At 73.9% G+C, this 26,105-nt stretch carries 24 protein-coding genes; 13 read left to right on the forward strand and 11 right to left on the reverse strand.

Annotation, left to right across the window (positions count from 1 at the left end):
- The first annotated feature begins 1 nt into the window (after position 1).
- From CFP66_RS32365 to CFP66_RS32405, 9 genes are all read left to right on the forward strand, one after another.
- Positions 2 to 1,270: an aconitase/3-isopropylmalate dehydratase large subunit family protein gene (locus tag CFP66_RS32365; protein ID WP_094929025.1), complete on the forward strand. Its 1,269-nt coding sequence runs from the start codon at positions 2 to 4 to the stop codon at positions 1,268 to 1,270.
- Complete coding sequence (locus CFP66_RS32370) at positions 1,267 to 1,794, forward strand: 3-isopropylmalate dehydratase (protein WP_233159904.1); 528 nt, start codon at positions 1,267 to 1,269, stop codon at positions 1,792 to 1,794. Before CFP66_RS32365 ends, CFP66_RS32370 begins: the two co-directional genes overlap by 4 nt.
- Positions 1,795 to 2,796: an ABC transporter substrate-binding protein gene (locus CFP66_RS32375; protein WP_094929026.1), complete on the forward strand. Its 1,002-nt coding sequence runs from the start codon at positions 1,795 to 1,797 to the stop codon at positions 2,794 to 2,796.
- A 26-nt stretch (positions 2,797 to 2,822) separates the two neighbouring features.
- Positions 2,823 to 3,638: an ABC transporter ATP-binding protein gene (locus CFP66_RS32380; RefSeq protein ID WP_094929027.1), complete on the forward strand. Its 816-nt coding sequence runs from the start codon at positions 2,823 to 2,825 to the stop codon at positions 3,636 to 3,638.
- A complete protein-coding gene (locus CFP66_RS32385) occupies positions 3,635 to 4,447 on the forward strand; it encodes an ABC transporter permease (protein WP_094929028.1) in 813 nt (270 codons plus the stop codon). The genes CFP66_RS32380 and CFP66_RS32385 overlap by 4 nt, the downstream gene beginning before the upstream one ends.
- Positions 4,444 to 5,280: an ABC transporter permease gene (locus CFP66_RS32390; RefSeq protein WP_094929029.1), complete on the forward strand. Its 837-nt coding sequence runs from the start codon at positions 4,444 to 4,446 to the stop codon at positions 5,278 to 5,280. The genes CFP66_RS32385 and CFP66_RS32390 overlap by 4 nt, the downstream gene beginning before the upstream one ends.
- Positions 5,277 to 6,629 (forward strand): GntP family permease, encoded by a 1,353-nt coding sequence (locus CFP66_RS32395; RefSeq protein WP_094929030.1) that lies wholly within the window; start codon positions 5,277 to 5,279, stop codon positions 6,627 to 6,629. The genes CFP66_RS32390 and CFP66_RS32395 overlap by 4 nt, the downstream gene beginning before the upstream one ends.
- 89 nt (positions 6,630 to 6,718) lie before the next feature.
- A complete protein-coding gene (locus CFP66_RS32400; RefSeq protein WP_094929031.1) occupies positions 6,719 to 8,047 on the forward strand; it encodes an MFS transporter in 1,329 nt (442 codons plus the stop codon).
- 70 nt (positions 8,048 to 8,117) lie between these two features.
- On the forward strand, positions 8,118 to 8,753 hold the full coding sequence (locus CFP66_RS32405) for a class II aldolase/adducin family protein (RefSeq protein ID WP_094929032.1): 636 nt from the start codon (positions 8,118 to 8,120) through the stop codon (positions 8,751 to 8,753).
- A gap of 6 nt (positions 8,754 to 8,759) precedes the next feature.
- Here the strand turns inward: CFP66_RS32405 and CFP66_RS32410 are convergent, their stop codons facing one another.
- Positions 8,760 to 9,974 carry a CoA transferase gene (locus CFP66_RS32410; RefSeq protein ID WP_094929033.1) on the reverse strand — a complete coding sequence of 405 codons (1,215 nt, stop codon included), beginning with the start codon at positions 9,972 to 9,974 and terminating at the stop codon, positions 8,760 to 8,762.
- A gap of 143 nt (positions 9,975 to 10,117) precedes the next feature.
- Between CFP66_RS32410 and CFP66_RS32415 the strand changes: the two genes are divergently transcribed.
- A complete protein-coding gene (locus CFP66_RS32415; protein ID WP_233159905.1) occupies positions 10,118 to 12,091 on the forward strand; it encodes a cytochrome c oxidase assembly protein in 1,974 nt (657 codons plus the stop codon).
- A 109-nt stretch (positions 12,092 to 12,200) separates the two neighbouring features.
- On the opposite strand, the gene CFP66_RS32420 is transcribed toward CFP66_RS32415, so the two are convergent.
- The 7 genes from CFP66_RS32420 to CFP66_RS32450 form a co-directional block, all read right to left on the reverse strand.
- Positions 12,201 to 14,447, reverse strand: coding sequence for a cation-translocating P-type ATPase (locus tag CFP66_RS32420; protein ID WP_094929034.1), 2,247 nt, complete (start codon positions 14,445 to 14,447; stop codon positions 12,201 to 12,203).
- 110 nt (positions 14,448 to 14,557) lie between these two features.
- Entirely contained in the window at positions 14,558 to 15,337 is a 780-nt protein-coding gene (locus CFP66_RS32425; protein WP_094929035.1) for a 2-keto-4-pentenoate hydratase, read from the reverse strand.
- A gap of 37 nt (positions 15,338 to 15,374) precedes the next feature.
- Complete coding sequence (locus tag CFP66_RS32430; RefSeq protein WP_233159906.1) at positions 15,375 to 16,043, reverse strand: phosphonatase-like hydrolase; 669 nt, start codon at positions 16,041 to 16,043, stop codon at positions 15,375 to 15,377.
- The gene (gene phnE / locus CFP66_RS32435; RefSeq protein ID WP_094929037.1) at positions 16,040 to 16,870 is read right to left on the reverse strand and encodes a phosphonate ABC transporter, permease protein PhnE; all 831 of its coding nucleotides are present in this window, start codon (positions 16,868 to 16,870) and stop codon (positions 16,040 to 16,042) included. Before phnE ends, CFP66_RS32430 begins: the two co-directional genes overlap by 4 nt.
- Positions 16,867 to 17,577 carry a phosphonate ABC transporter ATP-binding protein gene (locus CFP66_RS32440; protein ID WP_094929038.1) on the reverse strand — a complete coding sequence of 237 codons (711 nt, stop codon included), beginning with the start codon at positions 17,575 to 17,577 and terminating at the stop codon, positions 16,867 to 16,869. Before CFP66_RS32440 ends, phnE begins: the two co-directional genes overlap by 4 nt.
- Positions 17,577 to 18,482, reverse strand: a complete 906-nt coding sequence (locus tag CFP66_RS32445; RefSeq protein WP_094929039.1) for a phosphate/phosphite/phosphonate ABC transporter substrate-binding protein — start codon at positions 18,480 to 18,482, stop codon at positions 17,577 to 17,579. The genes CFP66_RS32440 and CFP66_RS32445 overlap by 1 nt, the downstream gene beginning before the upstream one ends.
- A gap of 19 nt (positions 18,483 to 18,501) precedes the next feature.
- Complete coding sequence (locus CFP66_RS32450; protein WP_233159908.1) at positions 18,502 to 19,617, reverse strand: TIGR03364 family FAD-dependent oxidoreductase; 1,116 nt, start codon at positions 19,615 to 19,617, stop codon at positions 18,502 to 18,504.
- 125 nt (positions 19,618 to 19,742) lie between these two features.
- Between CFP66_RS32450 and CFP66_RS32455 the strand changes: the two genes are divergently transcribed.
- Entirely contained in the window at positions 19,743 to 20,540 is a 798-nt protein-coding gene (locus CFP66_RS32455) for a GntR family transcriptional regulator (protein ID WP_198961805.1), read from the forward strand.
- 78 nt (positions 20,541 to 20,618) lie between these two features.
- On the opposite strand, the gene CFP66_RS32460 is transcribed toward CFP66_RS32455, so the two are convergent.
- Positions 20,619 to 21,701, reverse strand: a complete 1,083-nt coding sequence (locus CFP66_RS32460) for a zinc-binding dehydrogenase (RefSeq protein ID WP_094929040.1) — start codon at positions 21,699 to 21,701, stop codon at positions 20,619 to 20,621.
- 181 nt (positions 21,702 to 21,882) lie between these two features.
- Between CFP66_RS32460 and CFP66_RS32465 the strand changes: the two genes are divergently transcribed.
- Entirely contained in the window at positions 21,883 to 22,809 is a 927-nt protein-coding gene (locus CFP66_RS32465) for a diiron oxygenase (protein ID WP_094929130.1), read from the forward strand.
- Positions 22,810 to 22,961: 152 nt separating this feature from the next.
- A complete protein-coding gene (locus tag CFP66_RS32470; RefSeq protein ID WP_094929041.1) occupies positions 22,962 to 24,482 on the forward strand; it encodes an FAD-dependent oxidoreductase in 1,521 nt (506 codons plus the stop codon).
- Between the two features lie 4 nt (positions 24,483 to 24,486).
- Here the strand turns inward: CFP66_RS32470 and CFP66_RS32475 are convergent, their stop codons facing one another.
- Together CFP66_RS32475 and CFP66_RS32480 are read right to left on the reverse strand one after the other, a co-directional pair.
- On the reverse strand, positions 24,487 to 25,425 hold the full coding sequence (locus CFP66_RS32475) for a DUF5996 family protein (RefSeq protein WP_233159910.1): 939 nt from the start codon (positions 25,423 to 25,425) through the stop codon (positions 24,487 to 24,489).
- An 83-nt stretch (positions 25,426 to 25,508) separates the two neighbouring features.
- Complete coding sequence (locus CFP66_RS32480; RefSeq protein WP_094929042.1) at positions 25,509 to 25,880, reverse strand: tetratricopeptide repeat protein; 372 nt, start codon at positions 25,878 to 25,880, stop codon at positions 25,509 to 25,511.
- Positions 25,881 to 26,105: the final 225 nt, after the last annotated feature.

Below are 26,105 nucleotides of genomic sequence, written 5' to 3' on the forward strand. Positions count from 1 at the left end.
CGTGGCGGGCACCCTGATCGAGAAGGTGCTGGCCCGCGCGGCCGGCCGCGACGCGGTACGCCCCGGCGACATCGTGGTGTGCGACGTCGACATGACCGTCCTGCTCGACATCCAGTTCCTGCACGACCGGCTGCTCGACGTGGTCGCCGTGCACGACCGGGATCGGCTGGCGATCGTCATGGACCACGCTGTGCCGGCCCCCGGGTTGCGGGAGGCAGAAGCTGGGACGCACGCGCGCGAGTTCGCCGCCCGGCACGGCGTCGAGAAGTTCTTCGACGTGGGCCGGCACGGGATCGTGCACCAGGTTCTTGCTGAGCAGGGCCTCGCGCTGCCCGGCACGCTCGTGGCCTGCACCGACTCCCACACCTGCGCCGCCGGCGCGTACAGCTGCGCCGCCCGCGGGCTCGGGCCTGCCGAGATCCTGCAGATCGTGTGCACCGGCACCACGTGGCACCGGGTCCCGCCGACGATCCGCTACGAGTTGACCGGCGCGCCGCACTCCTGGATCAACGGCAAGGACCTCTTCCTGCACATCGCCGGCGAGTTCGGCGACGCCACGAACTGCGCGCTCGAGTACGGCGGACCAGGGCTGGGCGCGCTGTCGATGGCGGATCGGCGGACGATCGCGACTCAGGGTGCTGAGGTCGGCGCAGACTTCTCGATCTTCCCTGCCGATCGGGCGTGCCTCGAGTTCGTCGCATCGGTCGCGCCCGACGCGCCGATGCACCCCGTCCTGCCCGACCCCGACGCGACCTACGCCGAGGTCCGGGAGATCGATCTGAGCGCGCTCGAGCCGATGATCGCCCAGCCCGGCACGGTCATCCACAACACCAGGCCGGTCTCGGCGTTTCCGGACGTGGCGATCGACCAGGCCTTCATCGGCTCCTGCGCAAATGGGCAGCTCGCGGACCTCGCGACCGCCGCCGAGATCGTGCGCGGACAGCGGGTCGCCCCGGGAGTCCGGCTGATCGTCACCCCCGCATCGCAGGCCGTCTACCTCGACGCGGTGCGGCTCGGCTACGTCGAGACCCTGGTCGAGGCGGGTGCGGTGGTCACGAACTCGACGTGCGGGGCGTGCTTCGGCTACCACATGGGAGTGGTCGGGCCGGGCGAGGTCTGCCTCACCGCCAGCACGCGCAACTTCACCGGCCGGATGGGCAGCCGCGAGGCGTCGATCTACATGGCCTCACCTGCCACCGTGGCCGTGTCGGCCCTGCGCGGCCGGATCAGCGACGTCCGCGACACCGCGCAGGCGGGGGCGGCGTCGTGAACGACGATCGGCTCGCCTTCGCCGGACGCGTCTGGGTGTTCGGCAACGAGATCAACACCGACGACATGTACCCGGGCTTCGCAATGAAGCTGCCGATCGCCGAGGGTGCGCGGCACATGTTCCACGCGACACGGCCCGACTGGCCGCAGCTGGTGCGGCCGGGGGACATCGTCGTGGGCGGGCGCAACTTCGGCCTCGGCTCGAGCCGGCCGGTCGCGCTGCTGTTCCAGGAGCTCGGAGTCCGGTGCCTGCTGGCGGAGGAGTTCAACTCTCTCTTCCTGCGCAACTGCATCAACTACGGACTGGCCGCGCTCACGGTCCCCGGGATCACCGGCCAGGTCACCGACGGCGACACCGTGGACGTCGACGTGGCCGCGGGCACCGTGCGCGACCGGCGCACCGGGCAGGAGCTCCAGAGCCCACCGATCCCTGAGTTCCTCCTGCGAATCCTGCGCAGCGGCGGGCTGATCGCCCAGCTAGAACGCGACGGCCACCTGACCACCTCAACGGAGAGGAGCGCTTAGATGCGCCGCACGTGGATAGCTGGAGCAGCCACGACGATGCTGCTGGCCGCAGGCTGCGCGGGAGGGGACGGCGCCGCGGTTGACCCGGCCGATCCGGTGACGATCGACATCACCGTCACCAACGCGACCGAGACTTACACGGTCCCCTGGCTCGTCGGCATGGACCAGGGATTCTTCACCGAGCGCGGCGTCCGGATCGGAGAGCTCGTGCCAGGCCAGGGCGGCAGCACCACGCTGCGCAACCTCATCAGCGGCGACCTGGCGATCGGCGAGGTCAGCTACCCGGCGGTCGTGGACGCGGCCGCCGAGGGCACTCCGGTCGCAGCCGTCGGCGGCGCCTTCCAGAGCCTCTACGGCAACGACTTCTACGCCCTGTCCAGCAACACCGCGGTGCAACGCATCGAGGACGTTCGCACGTGGGCCTTCACGAACCCCGGATCAGTCACCGAGTCCCTCACACACCTCATCCCGGAGGCCGCCGGGATCGGCGACCGGGCGGTGGAACGGGTCGCTGCAGGAGGCATCGGCGAGGGGGTCGCTCTGCTGGAGTCCGGCGCCGTCGACGTGGCGATCGTCCCCGACGCGGTGCGGGCCAAGAACCCCGACACGTTCCGCCTCGTGGTGCCCACCCACACCTACATCGAACGGTTCCAGCAGACGGTGCTCACCACCACCACCGACTATGCCGAGGACAACCCCGAGGTCGTGTCGGCGGTGCTCGGCGGGTACCAGGAGTCCGCGGACTGGATCCACGGGCACATCGATGAGGCAGGCGCCCTCTACGCCGCGCACACCGACCTGCCCCTGGAGTCGGCGGTGGCGGCCGTTCGCAGCGCGGCGGAGCTCGACACGTGGTCCGCGGGTGTCTCGCCCGAGGCCCTCGACAGTGCCCAGCGCGCGGTCCAGCTCGCCGGGTTCGAGGGCGAGATCCCCTACTGCGACCTGTTCGACCCGACGTTCCTCCCCGAGGGCACCCAGTTCCGGCTCCCGGTCACCTGCTGATCCCCGACCTGTGAAGGAGAGCGACGATGACGTCCCACTCCAGCTCGACCGTCGACCGACCGGCCGGTACCGACACCATGATCGACGTCCGAGGCGTCACCAGGCGGTTCGGCGACGTCCACGCACTCGACCCTGTCGACCTGACGGTGCGCCGCGGCGAGTTCGTCTCGATCGTCGGTCCGAGCGGCTGCGGCAAATCCACCCTGCTCGAGCTGGTGGCCGGCCTGCAGATCCCGGACTCCGGAAGCATCCGGGCCGCCGGCACACCGGTGACGGGTCCTCGGGACGCGACATCGATCATCTTCCAGGACTCCGCCCTGCTGCCGTGGCGCAGCGTGCTCGACAACGTCGCGTTCGGGCTCGAGTCCCGCGGCGTGGGCCGGGGCGAGCGGCACGCGCGGTCCCGCGAGCTGATCGACCTGGTCGGCCTGTCCGGGTTCGAGGACGCGCGACCGGCCCAGCTGTCGGGCGGCATGCGCCAGCGGGTGGCCATCGCGCGGTGCCTGTCGATGGAACCCGACCTCATCCTCGCCGACGAGCCGTTCGGCGCGCTCGACGAGCAGACCCGCCTGCTCATGGCCACCGAGCTGCTCGCGGTGGTGGAGCGGCTGTCCTGCTCGGTGCTGTTCGTGACCCACAGCCTGCAGGAGGCCGTGCTGCTCTCCGACCGGGTCGTGGTGATGAGCGCGCGGCCCGGGCGCGTCCTCGAGGAGCTGCCGGTCGCGCTGGAACGCCCCCGCTCCACGCACGCCCTGACCACGCCGGCGGCCACCGCGGTCGTCGACCGGCTCTGGTCGCTGCTGCGCGACGAGGCCGACTCGGCGATGCAGGCGCACCGGTGACGGCCCGGAGCGCGTCCGGCGTGCCGCGCTACGTCCGGCCCCGGCCGGACCGGGTGCTTGGGTTGCGCGCCCCCGCCTGGACCGTCCTGATCGCGGTGGCGCTCGTGGGTCTGGTCGAGCTACTGGCCCGGTCCGGCGCGGTGAGCGGTACCGAACTCGTGCCGGTCAGCGAGATGCTCGCCGGGATCGCCGGGCTGCTCGTCGACCCGGAGTTCCTGGTGCAGAACCTGCTCTGGACGGTGGGGCTGATCGCCGTGAGCTTCGCCCTTGCCACCGTGCTCGGTGTGGGGCTGGCCTACACCATGTGGCGCGCCCGGTGGTGGCGCCGGGCGGCGCAGCCCTACCTCAACGTCTACTACGCGGTGCCGACCTTCGCGCTCTACCCGATCCTCGTGGTGCTCTTCGGCACCGGCGCGGTGCCGATCGTGCTGCTCGCCGTCGCGTTCAGCTCGGTCGTCATCGCCGCCAGCGCTCTCACCGGGTTCGGCTCCGTCGCCCCGTCGGTCAACAAGCTGGCGGCCTCCCTGCGGCTGCGGCCCGGCCAGTACCTGCGCAGAGTCCTGCTGCCCTCCGCGGCGCCGGACATCGCCGCCGGCATGAAGCTGGGTTTCGTCTACGCGCTGATCGGCGTGCTCGCCACCGAGTTCATCCTCGCGACGCGCGGCCTGGGGCAGTTCATCTCGCACGCCTACATCACCTTCGATGCCGAGGAGATGTACGCCGGGATCCTGTTCGTCTGCCTGTTCGCGCTCGGGGCCAATCTCGGACTGTCCGCCCTGCTCAACCGGTTCGACTGGAGGCGGTCATGACGAGTGCGACCCGCCGGGTCCCCGGGGTCGCTGCGCCGCGGCCGCGTCCGGCACTGCGGCGGCTGCTGGAGCCCGCGGTGGCGCCGCTGCTGCTCCTGGTGGCGTTCCTCCTGGTCTGGCACGTCGCAGCGGTGGCGCTGGACAGCACGGTCTTCCCGACGCCGCTCGAGGCCGCCGCCACTCTGGTGGCCGACCTGGGCTCCTCGGCGTACCTCGCCGCGGTGGCGGAGACGCTGCTGGTCCTGCTCGGCTCCTACGCGCTCGCGGTGGTCATCGGCTCCCTGCTGGGGTTCCTCATCGGGTTGAGCACCTTCTGGTCGGACGTGCTCTCGCCATTGATCTACGCGGTCTACAGCATCCCGAAGATCACGCTCTACCCGCTGTTCCTCGTGTTCCTCGGCCTCGGCGACGTCGGCCGCATCGGGTTCGCCTTCCTGCACGGGGTGATCCCCATGCTGCTGATCGTCCTGGGCGCCACCGCAAGCGTGGACCGGACCCACCTCAAGCTCGCCGCCAGCCTGCGGCTCACCACACCGCAGCTCGTCCGCCGGATCGTCGTGCCCAGCATCGTGCCGTCGGCGGTCACGGGGTTGCGGCTCGCCTTCGGCCTCACCTTCCTCGGTCTCCTGATCGCCGAGCTGCTCGGCGGCTCCGCGGGGCTGGGCGGGGAGCTGCTGCGCAACGTGCAGCTCGTACGGATGGGAAACATCGTCGGGGAGGTCATCCTGATCACGATCATCGCGCTCGTACCCACGGTGCTGCTGCTGCGCCTCGAGCACCGGGCGACCGCGCGGTTCGCCGGGCGCGCGACCGACGCCGCACCCGCGCTGTGAGCGGCGCCCTCGTCGTCACGCATACGGCGATCGCGCTCGGTGGGATCGTCGGTCTCATCACCCTCGCCCGGGTCACCCCGGTCATCGCGGTGGTGGCGGGCACCCTGTACCTGGGACTGGCCAGCGGGCTCGGCTTCGAGGCAACGGTCGACGCCGTCGCCCGCGGGTTCGGCGACCTCATGGCGGAGGTCGGCCTGCTCATCGGGTTCGGCGTCCTGCTGGGGTCGCTGCTCTCGGCCACCGGCGCGCTGCAGCGGGCGCTGGGCCCGATGCTGCGGATGCTCACGCCACGGCGCACGCCGTACGTGCTCAGCGGCTCCCTGACCGCGTTCTTCCCCGCCATCTACCCGGAGGTCATGTTCGTCCTCGCTGCCCCGGTGCTGCGCGAGCTCGCACCGCGCATCGATCCCCGCAGCGGCCTGGGGCGGCTCGCCGGCGCCCTGACCATCGGGGAGGCCGTCGGCCTGGTCTTCGTCGTCCCCGGCACGGCGACGTTGGCGATCTCCGGGCTGCTCGGGGTGCCGCTGGGCACCGTGCTGCTCTACGGCACCGCGGTGGCGATCCCGACCGCGCTGCTGGCGACGAGCGCGTACCTGCTGCTGATCCGGTACGGGATGTGGAAGCCGGCGACCGACCAGGCCTGGGCCGAGACGCCGGCCGGCGAGCAGGTTTCCACGCAGGCGGACGACGACCCGCCCCCGCGCCACCTGCCGCTCCCCCTCGCCTGCGCCCCGGTCCTGCTGGCGCTGGTGCTGATCGGCGCCGCCGCGGTCGTGGATGCGATGGGGGCCGGCTGGGGCGTGATCAGCTTCCTCGGCAGCCCCGTCGTGGCGCTGTTCCTGGGCCTCTGCCTCGCCTACGCCCTCGCCTGGCGTGTGCTCTCGCGCCGCGGCGCCACCCGGGCGCTGAACGAAGGATTCGACCAGTGCGGCTCGATCCTGATCCTCACCGGGGTGTCCGGGTCGCTCGCGGCGGTGAGCGGCGAGACCGGCCTCGAGGACGTCCTGGCCGGCGCGTTCACGGCCGGCGCGGCGGTCCCGATCCTGTTGGTCTGGCTCGTGGCCGCGGTCCTGCACGTCGCCGTCGGCTCGGTGTCGGTCGCAGGCATCACCGCCGCGGGCATCCTCGCCCCGCTCCTCGGGCAGTTGCAGATCGATCCCGTGCTGGTCTTCCTTGCTGCCGGCTCGGGCGCGATGTTCCTCCCACACGTCAACAGCAACGCGTTCTGGCTGTTCCAGACCGTGCTGCGGCTGTCGACCCCGGGCACGCTCAAGGCGCACTCGCTGGCGATGACCCTCGCGTCCGTGACCTCGTTGCCGCTGATCCTGCTGCTCGCACTGATCCTCTGAACGCGACGGATGTCGTGATCGCGCCCCGGCATCGGTCGGTCGTCCGGACCCCGGCGGCGACCTAGTGTCCGACGGCGGGGAGGACCGACATGGCCATCGGCAGCGCAGCCCAGCCACATGCAGCCCAGCCACATCCCGACACCGCGCACGTCCGCACGCAGCGACGTCGGGTCCTGGTGTCGGGAACGATCGGCACCACGATCGAGTACTTCGACTTCCTGCTGTTCGGCCTGATCGCCCCGGTCGTGTTCAACCAGCTGTTCTACCCGCAGGCCGACCCGCTGGTGGCGACGATCGCGGTGCTCGCGACGTTCGCCATCGGCTACGTCGCACGTCCGCTCGGCGGGCTGGTGTTCGGGCATTTCGGCGACCGCATCGGCCGCAAGCCGATCATGTTCGTCACGCTGGTCCTGATGGGTGCCGCCACGACCGGGATCGGCCTGCTCCCCACCTACGCCGCCATCGGCGTGGCGGCGCCGATCCTGCTCACGCTCCTGCGCTGCGTCCAGGGCTTCGCGCTCGGCGGCGAGACCGTCGGCGCGGTCATCATGGCCACCGAGAGCGCGCCCCAGGGCAAGCGCGGCGGGTACGCAGGTGTCATCCAGATCGGCGGCGCGCTCGGCTCGGTACTGGCAGCCCTGGCCGCCGCCCTGGTCGCGGGCCTGCCCGAGCAGGACGCCCTCGCGTGGGGCTGGCGGGTGCCCTTCCTGCTCAGCGCCGTGCTCGTGCTGGTCGGCGTGTACATCCGCGCGAGGATCGACGAGCCCCCGGTCTTCCGGGAGGCGGTGCAGCACGGCCCGCGCAAGGCGCCCCTGCTGGTCGCTCTTCGCGAGGAGCCACGGGCGTGCCTCACCGTGTTCCTCTGCGTGATCACCGAGACCAGCATGCTGCAGCTGTTCACGGTGTACGCCCTGGTCCACGGTGGCCAGGAGCTCGGCATCCCGAACTCGGTGATGTTGAACGGCATGCTGATCGGCAACGTCGTCGGCATCGTCATGAACCCGCTGTTCGGCCGCCTCTCCGACCACGTGGGCCGCCGCGTCCTGATCATGGCGTCGCTGGTGATCAGTGTGCTGTACGTCGCGTTCGTCTTCTTCCCCCTGCTGGAGACCGGCGACCCGGCGCTCGTGGTGGTGGCCTTCGCGATCCCGCCCGCCCTCATCCAGACGATGATCTTCGCGACGGAGGCCAGCTTCTTCGCCGAGCTGTTCCGCAGCGCCGCCCACCGGTTCTCCGGCCTCGCGGTCAGCCGCCAGGTCGGCGGCGCCGTCGGGGGCGTCTTCCCACTGATCGCGGCGTCGCTGTTCGCCGCGGCGGGATCGATCTGGGCCGTCGTCGGCTACTACGCGCTCATCTCGATCGTCTCGCTGATCGCGGTGCTCACCTCCCGGGAGACCCACCGCGACGTGCTCGCCTGACCTGAGGGACGATCGACAGCTGCGGCGCCGTGGAGCCTGGCCCTGCGAGAAGACGTCTGAAGGAGTCGCCATGCAACCGGCCACCACCCGTACCGAGCTGATCGACCAGCTCATCGAGGTCGGGCACATGGCCGTCGAACGCGGCCTCGTGCTCGCCAGCGGCGGGAACCTCTCGGGCCGTCTGCCGGGCGAGGACGAGTACGTCGTCACCGGCGCCGGCACCTGGCTCGACCGGCTCACCGCGGAGGACTTCTCGGTCATGACGCTGGCCGGTGACGTCGTCGGCGGCGCCGCTCGCCCGTCCAGCGAGTGGAAGCTGCACCAGCGCACCTACCAGGAGCGCGCCGACGTCAACTGCGTGATCCACCTGCACCCGCAGCACACCGTGCTGCTCGACGCGCTGGGCCACGAGGTCCGCCTGTTCACCCTCGACCACGCCTACTACGTGCGCTCGGTGGGCACCGTGCCCTACCACCCCAACGGCTCCGACGCGCTCGCCGACACCACCGCGGAGCAGGCCACGGTGCACGACTGCGTGATCCAGTCCTTCCACGGCTGCTCCGCGCACGCCGCGGACGTCGGCATGGCGTTCCGGCGGATCACCAACCTCGAGGAAGCCGCCACCGCCACCTACCGCGCGCTCGTCCTGGGCGACAAGGACACCACGTTCCCGCCGGAGAGCTACGCAGCGCTGCACCACTCCTGACCGCGGTCAGTCCCCGGCGCCCGCGGTGATCACGCCGGCGCCCGCGAGGCGTCCGATCTCGGCGTCCGAGAGGCCGAGCACCTCGGCGAGCACGGGCACGGTGTCGCGGCCCAGCTCCGGCGCCCGCCCCGGCTCACCGTGCTCCCCGTTCCACCGCAGCGGGGAGCGGGCCGTGATCGCCTGCCCGCCGCCGGGCAGCGCGACGTCGGCGAGCACGGGGTGGGTGCCGCGCCGGTGGGCGCCGACGACGTCGGTCATGCCCCGGTAGCTGCCCCACAGCACGCGCGCGGCGTCGAGCTCCTCGCGGACCTGCGGGAAGTCGCGCGCGAGGAACCAGGGACGCAGGATCGCCGCGATCGTCTCGCGGAGCCGGTAGCGGTCCGCCTCGCGGGTGAGGTCGGCCTCCAGCGCCACCTCGAGCGCGTCGAACACCTCGCGGGTGCCCGTCACCGCGCACAGCGCAGCCCACTGCCCCTCGGTCAGCGCCACGACCATGACACGCTCACGGTCGCGGCAGGCGAAGTCGACGCCGAAGCTGCCGTACACGTGGTTGCCGTGCCGCGGCCGCTCCGTGCCGCGCTCCGCGGCCTCGGAGAGCCATCCGAGGTTCGCCACGCCCGCGAGGGCGACGTCGGCGAGCGCGAGCTCGATCCGCGCCCCGCGCCCCGTGCGGCCCCGGTCGTGCAGGGCCGCGAGCACGCCGGTGGACACCGACAGGCCGGTGATCAGGTCCCATGCGGGCAGCACGTGGTTGACCGGGGCGCCGCCCTCCTCCGGCCCCGTGATCCCGGGCAGCCCCACCTCGGCGTTGACGGTGTAGTCGACCGCGGGCCGCCCGTCGGCGTGCCCCTGCACCCGCAGGTGGATCAGGTCGGGCCGGCGCGTCGCGAGCGCGTCGTAGGACATCCAGCGCCGGCCGACCACGTTGTCCACCAGGACGCCGCGGTCCGCGCCGGGCGCGGTGACCAGGGCGAGCACCAGCTCCCGCCCCTCGTCGGAGCGCATGTCGAGCGCCACCGAGCGCTTGCCCTTGTTCAGCGACGACCAGTAGTAGCTGCTCCCCGACGCCGCGACGGGCCAGCGCTCGTGGTCGGGCCCGCCGCCGAGCGGGTCGATCCGGATCACGTCGGCCCCGAGCTGGGAGAGGGTCATCCCGCCCGTCGGACCGGCGACGAAGCTCGCGCACTCGACGATGTGCAGGCCTGCCAGCGGAGAGGTCATGACCTCGATTCGAGCACACGAACCCCCTGTAGAGGTCGTCGCGGGCCGCTCCGCGGTTCCCGGCCCGACCACGGGAGCACGCGCTACCCGGGCGTACTGTCCCCGCCGTCCGGTCCGGGCGGGGCGGACGCGGAGGAGGGCACGTGCAGGACACCGACCGCGCGCGGTCGCAGCGGGCCGAGGTCCGGTGGGGATCGCGCCGGCTGGTCATCGCCGGGATCGGCGCGGTCGCCGCGCTCGCCGCCCTGGCCGCAGCGGCGACGCTGCTGGACACCCAGATGTACGCCCGGCTGGGCATCCCGGTGGCCGCCACGGGAACCCAGGTGCTCGTCGCGGCCCTGCGCGCCGTGGTCGTCCTGACCTCGGCCGCGTCCCTCGGCTCGTTGCTCAACGCCGCGTTCCTGGTGCCCGCCCAGCCCTCCGGCACCGTCGACGCAGCCGGCTACCGCGCGGTCCGGAGGGCCGGCTGGTGCGCCGCCGCGGCCGGTGTCGCTGCGCTGCTGCTCGCGCCGGTCACCGCGGCCGACCTGTCCGGCGCGGCCCTCACCGACGTCCTGACCGGCGCAGATCCGCTGAGCACCTTCGCGGCCCTCGAGGAGCCGATGGCGTGGCTGCTCACCGGAGTCGGGTTCGCCGTCGTGGCGCTGGGATGCGCCTGGGCGCTGCGCTGGTGGGAGGCCGCACTGCTCGCCGCGGTCGCCACGGTGTCGCTGCTGCCGGTGCCCGCGGTCGGGCAGGCGGCGGTCGGGCGCGGCCACGACTGGGGCACGGACGCCGCGGTCGTCCAGGCCGTCGCGCTGGCGGTGTGGCTGGGAGTGCTGGTCGCCCTCGTGCTGCACCGCCGCTACGGAGGCGGTCTCGACGGCCCGCTGTGGCGCCGCGCCCGGATCCTGCTGGCCGGCAGCGGGTCGGCTTGGATGCTGTCCACCCTGGTGCTGGCCCTGCAGCTGACGGTGCCGGGCTCGCTGCCCGGCACCGCGTGGGGGCGCTGGCAGCTGGCGCAGGCGGGGCTGGCTGCCCTCGCCCTGGCCCTGTGGGCCCTCGCGGGTCGCCGCGGCCGACTCCTGACCCCGCTCGCCGCCGTCAGCGCGGCGGTGGTCGTGGTGGCCGGGGCGATGGCGCACAGCGTCCCGCCGCGGTTCCTGGTCCGCGGGGACACCGACGGCGAAGTGCTCATCGGCTACGACCTGCCCGAGCCGTTCTCCGCGCTGCGGGCGCTGCTCGACTGGCGGCTCAACATCCTGCTCACCGTGGCCGCGGTCGCCGCCGTGGCCCTGTACCTGCACGGCGTGCGGGTGCTGCGGGCCCGCGGGGACGAGTGGGCCACCGGCCGGACCGCCGCGTGGCTCCTCGGGTGGCTCGTGCTGGAGCTCGCGACCTCCTCGGGACTCGGGCGGTACGCGCCCGGCCTCTTCAGCGTCCACATGATCAGCCACATGGCGCTGAACATGCTGGCCCCGGTGCTGCTCGCGCTCGGCGGGCCGGTGACGCTCGCCCTGCGCGTGCTGCACCCGGCCGGACGCGGCAACCCGCCGGGCCCGAGAGAGTGGCTGACCACCGCCGTGGCGTCCCCGGTCGCGCGGCTCCTGACGCACCCGCTGGTCGCCCTGGCGCTGTTCGTGGGCTCGTTCTACGTCCTGTACTTCACACCGCTGTTCGAGGCGTCGCTGCGCTACCACTGGGCGCACCAGCTGATGTACCTGCACTTCCTCGCCGTGGGCTACCTGTTCTTCTGGCCGCTCGTGGGCACAGACCACGCACCCGTGCGGCTGCCGCACCTGGGCCGGCTGGCCGTGCTGCTGGCCGCGATGCCGTTCCACGCGTTCTTCGGCATCGCCCTGATGAGCATGGACGACCTCATCGGCGGCGAGTTCTACCGCTCGCTGGCACTGCCGTGGCTTCCCGACCTGCTCGCCGACCAGAAGGTCGGCGGCGGGATCGCCTGGGCAACCGGCGAGGTGCCCATGCTGGTGGTCGTCATCGCCCTGCTGGTGCAGTGGTCCCGCGAGGACGAGCGGTCGGCGACGCGGCACGACCGCAAGGCCGACCGCGACGACGACGCCGAGCTGGGCGCCTACAACGAGATGCTCGCCCGGCTGTCGCAGGGCCGCCGCTAACCACTGACCCGGTGGTCCGCGCCGAACTCACCCGTCGCGGCACCATGATCGCGAGTTGAGTGCGCTCAGCGTCGTCGGCACTGCAGCCGGTGCACTGAACCGGCGATCTTCAGCCGCGCACGGCGGTGCGCAGTCGCAGGCTGTTCGTCACCACCAGCAACGAGGACAGTGCCATCGCCGCACCCGCGAGCAGCGGGTTGAGCAAGCCGCTCGCCGCCAGGGGGATCGCGGCCACGTTGTACCCGAACGCCCACACCAGGTTGCCGCGGATCGTGGCCAGCGTGGCGCGGGCCAGGTCGATCGCCGCGACGAGCGCGCGCAGGTCGTCGCGCACGAGCACCAGGTCCGCGGCCTCCAGCGCCACGTCCGCGCCGGTGCCGACGGCGATGCCCAGGTCGGCCGCGGCGAGCGCCGCCGCATCGTTCACGCCGTCGCCCACCATCGCGACCGTGCGGCCCTGCGCCCGCAGCCGCTGCACCAGCGCGACCTTGTCGTCGGGCAGGGCGCGGGCGTGCACGTCCGCCGAGTCGATCCCGACGGACGCTGCGACGGCGGCCGCGGCGGCGGGGCTGTCACCGGTCAGCAGCACGGGGCGCAGCCCGCGGGCCCGCAGCCCGTCGACGGCCGCGCGGGAGCTGTCGGGCACCGGGTCGGCCAGGGCGATCGCCCCGGCGACGGCGCCGTCCACGGTGACCGCGACGACGGTGCGTCCGGCCTCCTCCCACTCCGTGACGCGGGCGGCCAGCTCGTCGGGCAGCCGCTCGGGCCGCCCGACGACGACCTCCGCGCCGTCGACCGTGCCGCGGGCGCCCAGGCCCGGCAGGGCGGCGAACCCCGTGACCTCGGGCAGCTCGCCGAGTTCCTGCCTCGCGTGCTCCGCCACGGCCCGCGCGATCGCGTGCTCGGAGGCGCACTCGACGGCCCCGGCCCGGCGCAGCACCACGTGGGCGTCGGCCCCCGCCACGCAGGCGAGGCCGGCGACCCGCATCCGGCCCTCGGTGAGGGTGCCGGTCTTGTCCAGCACGACGGTGTCGACCGCGCGCACGGTTTCCAGCGCGCGGTGCCCCTTCACGAAGATGCCCAGCTCAGCGCCCCGACCCGACGCCACCATCAACGCGGTCGGGGTGGCGAGGCCCAACGCGCACGGGCAGGCGATGATCACTACTGCCACCGCGGCGGCCAGTGCCTGCTGCACGCCGCCGCCGGCGAGCAGCCAGGCGGCGAGGGTGCCCAGGGCGATGGCGAGGACCGCGGGGACGAACACCGAGGAGATGCGGTCGACGAGCCGCTGGGTGGCCGACTTCTCGGCCTGCGCCCGCTCGACGGCGGCGATCATGCGGGCGAGCCGGGTGTCGGCGCCGACCCGGTCGGCCACCACGACCAGCCGCCCGCCGGTGGCGATCGTGCCGCCGACGACGGGCGTGCCGGGACCGGCCTCGACCGGCACGGACTCGCCGGTCATCGCGCTGGTGTCCACCGCGGCGACACCGGACTCGACGGTGCCGTCGACCGCGATCCGCTCCCCCGGCCGCACGGTGAACCGGTCACCGACCCGCAGGACGGCCGCGGGCACGCGGTGCTCGCGCTCCCCGTCGAGCAGGGAGACCTCGTCGGGGCGAAGCAGCGCGAGCGCGCGCATCACGCCGCTCGCGCGCCGGCGGGCGCGGGCCTCGAAGTAGCGCCCGGCCAGCACGAACGTCGTGACGCCCGCCGCCACCTCGAGGTAGAGCGGCCCCGTGGGGTGCAACACCGCCTGCCAGCCCGAAGCCACCGGGGGCTGCCCGGCCGTCGCCACCAGCCCGGCCAGCGACCAGACGCTCGCCGCCACGACCCCGAGGGAGACGAGGGTGTCCATCGAGGTGGTGCCGTGGCGCAGGTTCACCCATGCCGTGCGATGGAAGGGCCAGGCCGCCCACCCGACCACGGGCAGCGCCAGCGCGGCGACGACCAGCTGCCAGAACGGGAAGCGCAGCGACGGGACGAGCGACATCGCGAGCGAGAGGTCCGCGAGCGGCACGAAGAGCACCAGCGCCACGCCGAGCCGCACCCGCAGCCCCCGGACGGCGTCCACCCGCTCGGGCTCGGGCGCCGCATCCGGTGCCACGACGCGGGCCGTGTAGCCGGCCTTCTCCACGGTCTCGACCAGGCGCTCGTCGGCGACATCGGCGGGCACGCTGACCAGCGCGCGCTCGGTGGCCAGGTTCACCGCCGCCCGCACGCCGTCGAGCTTGCCGAGCTTGCGTTCCACCCGCCCGACGCAGGCCGCGCACGTCATCCCGCCGATCGCCAGCTCGACCGTCCGCCCGGCCGGTGCCTGTGTCTCGGTCTCCACCGGCATGGGGGCCGTCGTGGACATTCGGGCTGCCACCTCACGGGCCCGGTCGCCGCCGCGCCGTTCGGACGGGCCGGGTCACCCGCGACGATAGCCAGCCGGGAACGCGCACGGATCCACGCCCCCGCCGGCGCTCACCCCGCCGCGACGAACTCCGTCCGCAGCCGGCCCAGCGCAGCGAGGTCCGCCTCCACGGTGTCGCCCGCGCGCACGGGTGTGGGGCCGCACAGGGCGCCGCTCAGGACCAGGTCGCCCGCCCGCAGGGACTCACCGCGCGAGTGCAGGTCGGCGCACAACCACGCCACGGCGCGCGCCGGGTCGCCGAAGACGTTGCTCGCGCCCCCGGAGACCTCCGCCGCCCCGACACGGCCGCTGACCTGCAGCTCCGGCAGGACCACGGCGTCCGGGTCGACGCGCTCGCCGACGACCACCGCGGCGGCGCTCACGTCGTCGGCGAGCAGCGCGCCGACGCCGTCGGGGCCGCCCTCCCACCGGCTGTCGACGATTTCCAGGGCCGGCGCGAGGTATGCGGTCGCGGCCAGCACCTCGGCCGGCGTCACATCCGGCCCTTCCAGGCCGGCCGCCAGCACGAACGCCACCTCCACCTCGACGCGCGGGGCGTGCAGGGCGGTGGCGTCGAAGGTCGGCGCCACCGCGGTGATCGTCGAGCCCACGAGGTAGCCGCTCACCGGGCCCGTCGCCGACACGGTGGCCTGCGCGGCCGCCGTGGTGAGCCCGACCTTCCACCCGACCTGCCGGTCGCCGTCCCCGACCCGCAGCGCCCGGCCGGCGGTCTGGACGGCGTGGCCCGCGGAGGCGTCGAGGCCCGGTGCCGCCGTACGCGGCACGCGCGTGCCGGTCTGCTGGGCCGACCGGAGCAGCCGCGCCACCTCTGCGGTGTTCGTCTCGATCATCACTCGACCCTATGCGGTGCCGGGCCGGCGAGGCGGGTCACCCGCGCGCGATGAGCTCCGGCAGCTCGGCGACGCTGCCCAGGACGTGCGTGGGGTGCTCGCGTTCGAGTTCGTCCCGGTCCTGCGCGCCGCTGAGGACGCCGACGACCAGGCCCGCGCCCGCGGCCAGGCCGGCGCGGACGTCCAGCGCGGTGTCGCCCGCCGCCAGCACCTGCGCCGCGTCGGCCACGCCGGTGCGCCGCATCGCCTCGTGGATCATGTGCGGCGCCGGCCGTCCGGCCTCGACCTCGGGGGCGCACACGACGGCGTCGAGCTGCTCGCCGACCCGCCAGCCGACGGCCTCCAGGAGGGGGTCGGTGACCTGGCGGTCGAAGCCCGTGGTGAGCGCGACCCGGACCCCGGACGCGCGCAGCTGCGCGAGCGCCTCGGGCACACCCGTGACCGGCGACGGCGGGTGGTCGGCGTAGGCCCGGCGCAGGCGCTCGACGAACCGCGCGTGCAGCACCTCGGTGGCTCCTGCGTCCCCGGTGAGCGCGGCGAGGGCCTCGCGCTTGTCGGCGCCCATCCAGTGCCGGATATCGGCGTCGGAGGCGGGCGTGCCGTGCTCGGCGACCACCTCGGCGAGCACGCGGTAGACCGCTCCGCCCTCGTCGATGGTGGTGCCGGCGATGTCGAGGGCGGCGAGTGCGATCACACGAGTGGTCACGTGGAGCTCCCCAGGTGGTGGCGGACGAGTGCGGACAGCCGGTCGACGGCCACGACCAGCACCAGGACGATCAGGATGTGGGTGAGCATCTCGTCGAACTGGAACAGCTGGATGGACTGGTTGATCAGGAAGCCGATACCGCCCGCGCCGACGAGCCCGAGCACCAGCGAGGACCGGACGTTGACGTCGAAGCGGTACATGAGCAGGCCCACCAGCTGCGGGGTCACCGTGGGCAGCAGGGCGTGGGCGGCCACCTGGATGCGGCCCGCGCCGGCCGACCGCAGGGCCTGGGCCGGCCCCGGGTCGGCGTCCTCGAGCGACTCGGCCCAGAGCTTGCCCATCACCCCGACGTTGTGGCAGACGAGCGCGAGCACGCCGGGGAACGGCCCGAGGCCGACCGCGGTCACGAAGATGAGCGCGAACACGACGTCGGGCACGGCGCGCAGGAACGACAGCAGTGACCGGGCGGCCTGGTAGGTCCCGCGGCCGGGCGCGGTGCCGCGGGCGGCGAGCAGCGCGAGCACCAGCGAGGCCGGGATCGACAGCGTCGTGCCGAGCAGTCCGATCCAGAGCGTGACCGCCGCCGCGGAGAGGCCCTCGCCGAGCACCTCGGACGAGAGGTCCGGCGGGATCGCCTCGGCGAGGAAGTCGGCCATGCCCTGCCAGCCCTCGACGAGCGCGGTGAACGACATCTCGGTGGTCCGCCAGGCCACGACGTGCGCGGCGACGACGACCGCGGCGACGAGCCAGCCGATCACCTGCGCGCGGGTGCGGCGCGGTTTCGGGGGGACGGGCAGGCGGGGCGCCTCCCGGGAGAGGACGGTCACGGCACGGGCTCCAGCACGGTGTGGGGGTAGAGGGCGTCGACGGGCTGGCCCGGGTCGCCGTCGAGCACCACCCGCCCGTCGCGCAGGCCGACGATGCGGTCGGCGTGGCGGCGGGCGAGCTCGGGCTGGTGCAGCACGGCGAGCACGGCGAGGTCCTGGGTGTCGGCCAGCTCGGCGAGCAGGGCGAGGACCTGCTCGGCGGCCGCCGGGTCGAGGGCGGAGACGGGCTCGTCGGCGAGGACGACGGGCGCACGCTGGCACAACGCGCGGGCCAGGGCCACCCGCTGCTGCTGACCACCGGAGAGGAGTTCGGCGCGCTCGTGGGCGCGGTCGGCGAGCCCGACGCGGTCGAGGCAGGCCATGGCCTCCTCGCGCACCTCGCGGGGGAACAGCGCCGGGACGAGGCTGCGGTGCAGCGGGAGGCGGCCCAGCGCGCCGGCACAGACGTTGTCGAGCACGCTGCGCCGGCGCACGAGGTGGATCTGCTGGAACACCAGCGCGGTGTCCAGCGCCTGCCGCGGGCGCCCGTCCACGGCCACCGTGCCGGTCGCCGGGGTGAGCCCGGCGGCCGCGCGGAGCAGCGTCGACTTGCCCGAGCCGTTCGCGCCCAGCACGGCGAGCAGCTCCCCCGCCGCCACGCTGACGTCGACGCCGTGCAGCACCGTGCGGTCCCCGTAACGCACGGTGAGGCCGGTCAGGGCGAGCATCAGGCGTCCTCCTCGGTGAGCCCGAGGGAGGCCGCCAGGTCGAACAGCGGCTGGTAGGTGGAGCGGTCGACGGCGACGAGCGGGCCGGGGGGCGAGACGTCGAGCAGGGCGCCGATCTCGCCGACGGCGGCGGGGTCGAGGTTCAGCAGCGCGTCGCGCACGGCCGTCTTGAACGCCGGATCCATGTCCCCGCGGACGGTCACGGGGTCGTTCGGGATCGGCTCGGAGGTCCAGACCTGCCGGTAGCCCGCGGGGTCGAAGGTGCCGGCCTCGGTGGCGCTGGCCAGCTGCTGCGAGTTGATCTCGGCCGCGTCGACCGCGCCGTTGATCAGGGCGAGCAGCGCCTCGGGATGGCCGCCCGCGTAGTCGATCCGGACCTCCTCCTGCGCGATGCCCGCGTCCACGAGCGCCTTGCGCGGCAGGGCGTCGCCGGAGGTGGAGCCGACGGAGGCGAGCGCGAGCGAGCGGCCGCGCAGCTGGTCGATGGCCGTGATGTCGGAGTCCTTCGGGACCCAGATGCCGGCGGTGTAGCTGGAGAGGTTGCCCTCGGCATCACCGAAGGAGGCCAGCGCCTCGGCGCCCGCCCGCTGGCTCGCGAAGACGTAGCCGAGCGGACCGAAGATCGCGATGTCGAGGCGGCCGTTCTGCATGGCCAGCACCTCGGCCGAGTAGTCGTCGGTGACCTGCACCTCCACGGGGCAGTTCAGCGTCTGCGACAGGGCGTCGCCGAGGACCTCCGCGGCGGGGGTCAGCCGGGCGGGGTCCTCGAACGGCTCGACGCCGAACCGGATCTGCCCGTCCGGGCAGGTCGGCGAGTCGGGCTGGGCGGAGCCACCGCCGCAGGCGGTGAGCACGAGCGCGGCCGCGAGGGCCGTGGCGAGCGCGAGAGGACGGCGGACGGACACGATGTCTCCTGGGCGGGTGTCAGAGGGAGTCGAGAACGGCGGGGGCGAGCCCGAAGGCGGTGGTCATGCCGATCCCCGAGGTGACCGCGACCGCGGTGACGCCGGGGGCGACGCGGGCGCGCAGGAACTCCCCGGCCGCGGAGGCGTAGACGCCCTGCCAGCGGCGCACGACGGCGAGGTCGTCGCGGCCGAGCAGGGTGCGCGTCTCGGCGAGCAGGAGCTCGTCGAGCGCCTCCTGCGACCAGGGGTCTGGGGTGGCGGCGTAGGCGTGGGTGTCGCCGACGACGAGGTCGCCGCCGGGCAGCTGCGTGAGCATGTGGTTGACGACGGCGTCGAGCATCTCGGGCCGTTCGGCGGCCCAGCGGCGCCGCAGCGCCCGCGCGCTGTCGGTGCCGGCCAGCGCCGGGTAGCGCAGCATCGAGCTGCCCGTGAGGACGGCCGGGGCGATCCGCAGGCCGGGAACGCGCACCTGCAGCATCTGCAGCAGGCACCGCTGCATCCCGGCCTCGTCGGCGACCTCGGGCAGGAGGCGGTCGAGGTCGTGGCCGGCGCAGACGACGACATGCCGGGCGCGCAGGTCACCGCGCCCCGTGCGCACCAGCCCGTCCTCGACGCCGAGCACCGGTGTGGACCACAGCATCCGCACCCCTGGCTGTGCGGCGAGCCACTCGGCGATCGCCCCGGCCGCCCGCCGCTGGTCCACGCGCAGGTCGAGCGGCAGCAGGGCGCCCCCGTGCAGACCCTCGACGGCCACGGGCACGGCCGCGGTGACCTCGGCGGGGGTGAGCAGGCGGACCTCCTCGGCGCCGCGGGTGGCAGCGAGCTCGTCGAGCGCCGCCGCCTCCTCCTCGCTACGGGCGACGACGACGGTGCCGCACTCCTGGACACCGACGCCGGCCTCGCGCGCCATCCGCAGCCAGGTGCCGCGGGCGCGCCGGGCGAACGTGTGCGCCTCCCCCGCCTGCGCCGTGATGCACGCGTGGCCGAAGTTGCGCACGGACGCACCGACCGCGCGCTCGTCCCGTTCGACGACGGTCACCGACAGCCCGCGCGCCACCGCTTCGACGGCGTGCGCGAGCCCGACGATGCCGGCGCCGACGACGATCAGGTCGGCGGGTCCACTGCTCGAGGTCACGCCGGCCACGGTGGCAGCCGGGAGCGGAGCCGCGCAATGACTTGTATGGACAAGGCACCCAGTGTTCAACTCGGTGGCACCATTCGGACATGTCAGACGCCCCGCAGCTTGTATAGTCCGCCCTCGTGACGGCGATCCCCCTGCACCGGGCACTGGCGGCGGAGCTGCGGCAGCGGATCCGGAGCGGGCAGCTCGCGGTGGGTGAGTCGCTACCGTCGGAGGCGCAGCTGTGCCGCGAGTTCGCCGCCTCCCGCGGTCCGGTCCGCCAGGCGCTGGCCGCCCTGCGCGACGAAGGCCTGATCGGTGGCGGGCAGGGGAAACGGCCGGTGGTCCTCGACGCCGTCCCGGCCCAGCCCTTCGCGTCGTTCCTGTCGTTCACCCGCCGCGCGGAGATCACCGGGCACGTGCCGGGGCAACGGCTGCAGGAGATCGCGCTGCGCCGGCCCGACGCCACGGTCGCCGCGGCGCTGGGCCTCGAACCCGACGCGCTCGCCGTCCAGCTGCTGCGGCTGCGCCTGCTCGACGGGCGCCCCGCGGCGCTCGAGCGGATGACCTACGTCGAGCAGGTGGGCCGGTCGTTGCTCACCGCCGACCTCAACGCCGGATCGATCTACGCGTTCCTCACCACGCAGGGCGTGGACCTGCACGCAGCACGCCACACCTTCGACGCGGTGGCCGCCGACGCCGTCGACGCCACACTGCTCGAGGTGCCGGTCGGGGCCCCGCTGCTGCGCGAGCGCCGACTCACCACGGACTCGTCCGGCGCGCCGATCGAGTGGTCCGACGACCGGTACCGGCCCGACGTCGCCACGGTCACGGTCACCAACACGCGCAGCGCGCGAGCCGAGGGCACCCGGACCGGCCCGGCCTGGACCGGGGAGCACCCGGGCGGCGCCGCGCGGGCCGAGGTCGCCGGCGCCTGACCCGCGGAGAGGGGGAGCGTGCCCCCCACCTGCGCGAGTCGGGGGCTGAGCGCGAATGTGTCGCGTCCTCCCGGCGCGTCAGGCGCCGGGAACGACCGCCTGCCGCGGTGCCGGGCCGCGCCGGGCGGACGCCACGGCCTCGTCGATCTCGTCGAGGCGGTAGCGGCCGCCGACCAGTTCGGCGAACGGGTAGGTGCGGTGGTGGGCGGCCAGGAAGTCGACGGCCGCCTGCAGGTCCCCCGGCCGGTAGTTGTGCACTCCGACCACCCGGTGCAGGCCGCGGACCAGCCGTTCCGGGTCGAGCGGCACCGCCGGGCCGGGCGAGACCGAGCCGGCCAGCACGGCGACACCGCCCACCGCGAGCGCGTCCAGGCACGAGTTCACGGCCTCCGCCGCGCCGGAGAGCTCGACCGCGACGTCGACGTCCGCCGCATCCGCGCCGTCCGGCGCGACCTCTGCCGCCCCGAAGCGCCGCGCCTGCGCCCGGCGGGCGGCGTCGGGATCCACGGCGAGCACGTGCGCCCCCGCCTGCGCCAGCATGGCCACCGCCGTCAGCCCGAGCATCCCCGCGCCGCTGACCAGGGCCCGCGCCCCCGGGACGACCGGCCCGGCCGCGGCGAGGACGGCGGCCACCGTGGCGGTGGCGCACGAGGCCGGTCCGGCGACGGCGTCGGGCACGTCGTCGGGCACGGCGACGATCGCGGTGCCGGGCAGGACCACGCAGTGCGTGGCGAACCCACCCGTCAGCGGGGCGGCCTCGTCGAGCGGCTCGTGGCCGTACTTGCGCAGCTGCAGGCACTTCTGCGGCATGTCGCGGCGGCAGCGCACGCAGGCGCCGCACGAGGACGTCACCGACCAGACGACCCGGGCGCCGGGCACCACCGGAGCACCGTCGACGTAGCGGGCCGGAACCCCGGGTCCGACGGCGACGACGTGCCCCACCTGCTCGTGCCCCAGCACCCCGGGCGCCGGCGACGCCCGGTGCCCGGCGACGGTGTGCAGGTCGCTGCCGCAGACCGTCGCGAGGTCGATCTCCACCAGCACCTCCCCCGGCCCCGGCACGTGGGGGACCGCCGCCGGCACGACGGTGAAGGGTTCCCCGACCCCGTCCCACCGGGCGTAACGGGCGTGGACGAGGTCGGGGTGGACGGCAGCGCTCATGCCCCGACGCTGTCATCCCGCCGGCGCCGGGGCAACCACTTGTATGGACAAGTTGACCGATGTTCATCCGGCCGATGGCGGCGCGTCGACCGTCCCGGCTTGCGCTCAGCTGTTACCAGCAGTAACGTTACCGGCGGTAACGGCAATGTCGTCGAACCGCGAGGGAGCGACCATGGCCACCATGGACCACACCGCGACCCGGGACCCCGCCGCCCGGACCGGCACCGGAAACGTGGAGCACGAGGACGTCGCGAGCCGGCTGCTGCGCTCGTCGGAGATGATGTCGTTCGACCCGACGCGCGAAGTGGACTGGGAGACACCGCTGGACACGGCGCACCACGGCGCCAGTCCGGAGTGGTGCACGCTCTACGGCACGGCGTACTGGTCGGAGCTGACGCCCGAGCAGCAGCGGGAGCTGACCCGCCAGGAGTCGGCGTCGGTGGCCAGCACCGGCATCTGGTTCGAGATGATCCTGCAGCAGATGGTGCTGCGCGACTTCTACGCCAAGGACCCCACTGACCCGGCGTTCCAGTGGGCCCTCACCGAGATCGCCGACGAGTGCCGGCACTCGATCATGTTCGCGCGGGGCGTCGCGAAGCTCGGGGCCCGGCCCTACCGGCCCAAGCGCCACGTCGTCGAGCTCGGCCGCGCGTTCAAGGCGCTCGCCGGCGGGGAGGCCGCCTACGCGGCGATCCTCGTGGCCGAAGAGGTCCTCGACGTGATGCAGCGCGACTGGATGCGCGACGAGCGGGTCGCCCCGTTCGTGCGCACCATCAACAACATCCACGTGGTCGAGGAGTCCCGGCACATGGCGTTCGCCCGGGACGAGGTCCGGGAGCGGATGGCGGGCACGGGCACTCTGCGCCGGCAGATCAACTCCATCGTGATCGCCGCCGCGGCCTACTTCATCGTGACCAGCATGGTCAGCGAGGACGTCTACGCCGCCGCCGGGCTCGACCGGGCGCGCGCCGTGCGGGAGGCCCGCGCCAACGAGCACCACAAGTCGATGATGCGCTCGAGCTGCGCCGGGCTGATGGAGTTCCTCGGCTCGGCCGGCCTGCTCACACCACCGGCACGCGCGATCTACCGCCGCGCGCATCTGCTCTAGCGGGTCGATGGCCGTGGTGTGAGCGAGCGGGCCGGCGCCGCCCTGCGGGGGAGGCGCGCAGGGAGCGAGGAACGAGCGACCGAGCACCGGAGGAGCAGGGCGGCGCCTCGAAGGCCCGTGAGCCCGCCGGAGCGGAGCGGAGGCCATGTCACATGCCGTACGCGATCACCCAGACCTGCTGCACGGATGCGTCGTGCGTGGCGGCCTGCCCGGTCAACTGCATCCACCCGACGCCGGACGAGCCGGACTTCGGCACCACGGACATGCTCTACGTCGACCCGCGCACCTGCATCGACTGCGGTGCCTGCGCCGACGCGTGCCCGGTGGACGCGGTCCACCCCGTCGACGCCCTGACCGGTGCTGCGGCGGACTACGCGGCGATCAACGCGGACTTCTACGCGGACCGGCCGAGCTCGAAGGCCACCGAGCCGCCGGTGTTCCACTCGTGGGGTCCGCCGGACTTCGACCGCGTGATCCCGGCCGGCTTCCCGGCCCTCGACGTCGCCGTCGTCGGCACCGGGCCGGCGGGCATGTACGCGGTGCAGGACCTGCTGCTGCACACGAACGCGCGCGTCACGCTGATCGACCGGCTGCGGGAGCCGGGCGGGCTCGTGCGGTTCGGGGTGGCGCCCGACCACCCGTCGACGAAGCGCATCGGGGAGGCGTTCGCGCGCCACCACGCCCACCACCGGCTGCGGATGCGGCTGGGGGTGCAGGTCGGCCGGGACACCGGTGTGGAGCAGCTCGCCGCCGCGCACGACGCGGTGATCTACGCCGTGGGCGCGTCCGAGCCGCGGGCACTCGGGGTGCCCGGCGAGGAGCTGCCCGCGAGCATCGCCGCCACCACCGTCGTCGGTTGGTACAACGGCCACCCGGAGGTCGCGCCGGCAGCCGTCGACCTCTGCGCGGAGCGGGTGGTCGTCGTCGGCACCGGCAACGTGGCCCTCGACGTCGCGCGGATCCTCACCGCGGACCCCGCCGACCTGGCGGGCACCGCGATCGCCGGCCCCGCACTGGAGGCGCTGCGGAACTCGGCGGTGCGCGAGGTGGTGCTGCTGGGGCGCCGCGGCCCGCAGGACGCCGCCTACACGCGCCCGGAGCTGCTGGCGCTGGCCCACCTGCACGGCGTGGAACTGGTGGTCGACGACAGCGATCCGCGCACCGGCGAGGCGATCGACGCGGCCGCGCCGGGCGAGCACGCCGCCCTGCTGCAGGGCGTGCGACGAGAGGTCCTCGACCGGTCGGCGCCTCCTCCGGACGGGCCCCGACGGCTCGTCCTGCGCTTCCACTCGGCGCCGGTCGCGATCACGGGTCCCGACCGGGTGTCGGGTGTACGGGTCAGCGGCCGGGACGGCGAGCGGGAGATCGCCGCCGGGCTGGTCGTGCGGGCCGTGGGCCACCGGGGCACGCCGCTGCCGGGCCTGCCGTTCGACGACGTGACCGGCACCGTCCCGAACGCGGGCGGGCGCGTGGCGGGGATGCCCGGCACCTACGTCGTCGGCTGGATCAAGCGCGGCTCGACCGGCGGGATCGGGGCCAACCGCAGCTGCGCCGCCGAGACGCTGCGCGCGCTGGTCGACGACGCCGTCGCCGGACACCTGCGGGCGCGACCCCGGCGACGCATCCCGCTGCCCCTGCGGGCACGTGCGCGCCGGGCACCGGTGGCGCGCTGACGCCTCAGCGGTGCCCGTCCCACCGGAGGGGGTCGTCCTCGAGCGCGGCTCGGTCCCAGCGCCCCAGGTCGGCGGCGGCCTCGTACGTGCTGTGCAGGAACTCGCGCAGCGCCCCATCGGGGTCGGGGGCGGCGCGCACGGCCTCGTAGGGCAGCAGGAACTGGCCGTTCTCGGCGCTGTAGTACGCCCCCTCGGGCCCGACCGGGTGCCCGGCGAAGCCATCGGGTTCCGGGTAGGCGTAGGCGTAGAAGGCACCCTCCTCGCCCCCGCCGGGCCAGAACCCGCAGCTGCTCAGCTCCCGGGAGTAGCCCTCGACCATGACCCAGTCGGCGCAGTTCGGCGCCCCACCGGGATGCCGCGGCGCGGGACGGCCGGAGAACCGCGTGCAGGCGAGGTCCATCGCCCCCCACCAGAAGTGCACGGGGCTGACCTTGCCGACGAAGTGCGCGCGGAACTCCCCCATCACCCGGTGGGCCGACACCAGCTGGCGCCAGAACAGGTGCGCGGCCTCGGGGTCGTACGCGGCGTGCTCGCGGTCCTGGGCGAACGGGATCGCCGGGTCGACCTCGTTGGGCCGCGCGGAGATGCGCGCCTCCAGACCCAGCCCGGCCAGCGCGTGCATGGTGCGGTCGAGGAACTCCGCCACCGGCATCGGGTGCAGCGCGACGGTGCGCGTGCCGGCCGCGCTGCTGCGGATGACGAGCTGGTGCTCGACGAAGTCGAACTCGATGTCGAAGACCTCGCCCCCGTAGGGGATCGACGAGGTCGTCAGGCCACGCGGGCTGACGTAGAGCGTGACCTGCCACCAGTGGTTGAGCAGCGGGGCCTGGGCCATCCGGATCTTGCCCACGATCTGGGTCCACAGGTGCAGGGTGTCGCGCGTGTCCGTCCAGTCCGCGACGCGCAGCGCGGGCCACGCCCCGCGCACGTTCGGCTCCGCCACCGGGTCCCCTTTCCATCGGTTGATCGGTCCCCGGCGAGCATCGCCGACCGTGCGCGGGTCCGCCGGATCAGGCTCCGTCCGGGTCAGTCCCCGACCGGGGCGAGGCGCGCGGCGAGGCCGTCGAGGCGCTCGCGGTACTCGGCGCGGTCCGACATCGCGACGGCCACCCGGTACTGCGCCTGGGCCTCGACCAGCCGGCTCCGGCGCTCCAGCGTGCGGCCGAGGAGGAAACGCGCGTAGGCGTCGGCGGGGTCGAGCTCGACGACCCGCGCGAACGTCTGCCGCGCCCGCTCGAGCTGCGCGGAGTGGAAGTAGGCCCGGCCCAGCAGCAGCAGGGCGGCGGCGTTCCCGTCGATCTCCTCCTCCACCGGCGCCAGGAGCGCCAGCGCCTCCAGCGGCTCGCCGCTCTCCAGCAGGACCTGCGCGAAGCGGTAGCGGTCGAACGTCGTGGTCATGGGAGACCTCCTCCACCTGTCGTTGCGCCCTCAACAACATGCACTCGCGCCCTGGCATTCCGCGTGAGAAGAGCCGCCGGTGCTGCTCGTCCGAAGGAGTGGACTTCACCGCGCCACAACTCAGGTGAGCAACAGCGGAGCGCGCACCGACGAAGTACCCCCCGCGCTCCGGGCAGAGCGCATGATCACCGAGGGGACACAATGCAGAACCACTTCGCCAGCAAC

Origin of the sequence: Pseudonocardia sp. MH-G8, assembly GCF_002262885.1 — a bacterium.
Classification (GTDB): Bacteria; Actinomycetota; Actinomycetes; order Mycobacteriales; family Pseudonocardiaceae; genus Pseudonocardia.